The sequence below is a fragment of the Chryseobacterium sp. II3a genome (assembly GCF_057815135.1).
Genome location: NZ_JBYPZJ010000021.1, coordinates 1 through 2,500 on the forward strand (window position 1 = coordinate 1; position 2,500 = coordinate 2,500).

The following is a 2,500-nucleotide window of genomic DNA, read 5'->3' on the forward strand; positions in this document are numbered from 1 at the left end:
CGTCTAATGACGCTCTAAAATGAGATGTTCCAGCCGCACCTTCCGGTACGGCTACCTTGTTACGACTTAGCCCTAGTTACCTGTTTTACCCTAGGCAGCTCCTGTTACGGTCACCGACTTCAGGTACCCCAGACTTCCATGGCTTGACGGGCGGTGTGTACAAGGCCCGGGAACGTATTCACCGCGCCATGGCTGATGCGCGATTACTAGCGATTCCAGCTTCATAGAGTCGAGTTGCAGACTCCAATCCGAACTGAGACCGGCTTTCGAGATTTGCATCACATCGCTGTGTAGCTGCCCTCTGTACCGGCCATTGTATTACGTGTGTGGCCCAAGGCGTAAGGGCCGTGATGATTTGACGTCATCCCCACCTTCCTCTCTACTTGCGTAGGCAGTCTCACTAGAGTCCCCAACTTAATGATGGCAACTAGTGACAGGGGTTGCGCTCGTTGCAGGACTTAACCTAACACCTCACGGCACGAGCTGACGACAACCATGCAGCACCTTGAAAAATGTCCGAAGAAAAGTCTATTTCTAAACCTGTCATTTCCCATTTAAGCCTTGGTAAGGTTCCTCGCGTATCATCGAATTAAACCACATAATCCACCGCTTGTGCGGGCCCCCGTCAATTCCTTTGAGTTTCAAACTTGCGTTCGTACTCCCCAGGTGGCTAACTTATCACTTTCGCTTAGTCTCTGAAACTTACGTCCCAAAAACGAGTTAGCATCGTTTACGGCGTGGACTACCAGGGTATCTAATCCTGTTCGCTCCCCACGCTTTCGTCCATCAGCGTCAGTTGTTGCTTAGTAACCTGCCTTCGCAATTGGTGTTCTAAGTAATATCTATGCATTTCACCGCTACACTACTTATTCCAGCTACTTCAACAACACTCAAGACTTGCAGTATCAATGGCAGTTTCACAGTTAAGCTGTGAGATTTCACCACTGACTTACAAATCCGCCTACGGACCCTTTAAACCCAATAAATCCGGATAACGCTTGCACCCTCCGTATTACCGCGGCTGCTGGCACGGAGTTAGCCGGTGCTTATTCGTATAGTACCTTCAGCTACTCTCACGAGAGTAGGTTTATCCCTATACAAAAGAAGTTTACAACCCATAGGGCCGTCGTCCTTCACGCGGGATGGCTGGATCAGGCTCTCACCCATTGTCCAATATTCCTCACTGCTGCCTCCCGTAGGAGTCTGGTCCGTGTCTCAGTACCAGTGTGGGGGATCACCCTCTCAGGCCCCCTAAAGATCGCAGACTTGGTGAGCCGTTACCTCACCAACTATCTAATCTTGCGCGTGCCCATCTCTATCCACCGGAGTTTTCAATATCGAATGATGCCATTCAACATATTATGGGGTATTAATCTTCCTTTCGAAAGGCTATCCCCCAGATAAAGGCAGGTTGCACACGTGTTCCGCACCCGTGCGCCGCTCTCTCTGTTCCGAAGAACAAATACCGCTCGGCTTGCATGTGTTAGGCCTCCCGCTAGCGTTCATCCTGAGCCAGGATCAAACTCTCCATTGTATGTTTGTCTGACTCACTCAAAGTTTTTAACGCTTTAGTTTTTCCTTACTTGGTTGTTATATTGTATGTCAATGATCTTTATATCTTCCGCTTTGTAACGAAGCAATCTTTCTGTCAGTGTCGCTCCGTATTTGCGAGTGCAAAAGTAAAACTTTATTTTGTAATGACCAAATGTTTTGAAAGAAAATTTTAAAGTTTTTTAAGTAACCTTAACCTCTTTCATAACCCTCAATCTCTCTACTCCTGCGCTCCCTTAATTGGGACTGCAAAGATACAAACTCTTTTTTAACTCACAACTTTTATTGGATAAAAATTAAAAGTTTTTTTTTCGTTTGTTATCTTAGTAGATCTTACTGTTTCTGCCCATCTAAAGGCCCTTCTGCGCTTACTGATACTCTCGTTTTCAGTGGGGCAAAGATAGAGACTTCTTACATCCCCCGCAACTTTATTTAACATAAAGTTTACATCAGTATTACATTTGTGGATAAGTATTATAGATAACATATTGGTTTATTTATATTTATATACTATTTTATACTTATCCACAATTAGTATAGACAACCCTGAATACAATAACAAAGGTTGAACTAATCTATAAATCTGCTATTTTTTCTAAAAAATTCGAGTGACAGGTTATCAATACAAATGATAACTGGAACCAGAAACCTGGGATTTTTAAATAATATTTTGGAGATTATATGGGTTGAAGATAATAATGGATAAATTAATATAGATTGATAAGAATAGAATTATAGAATAAGGTATAGAAGATATTATTATAGACATGATTGAGATAAATAGGTTTTGGCTAAAGCCAATGGGAAGGACCTATTTTATTTGAGTGTGGCTAAAGCCCACTACTATTGATGGACTTCTATTTGTTTAGATAATAATGAAAGTCTATTGTAAAGAATTAGTTCTTGAAATCCTTACAGGAGATCTAATACGAATACAACAGGAATAGAT

1 rRNA gene is annotated in these 2,500 nt (G+C 42.6%); it reads right to left on the bottom strand.

The window, feature by feature from the left end:
- Positions 1–17: 17 nt before the first annotated feature.
- Positions 18–1,534, bottom strand: a 16S ribosomal RNA gene (locus AC3HD6_RS23755).
- Positions 1,535–2,500: the final 966 nt, after the last annotated feature.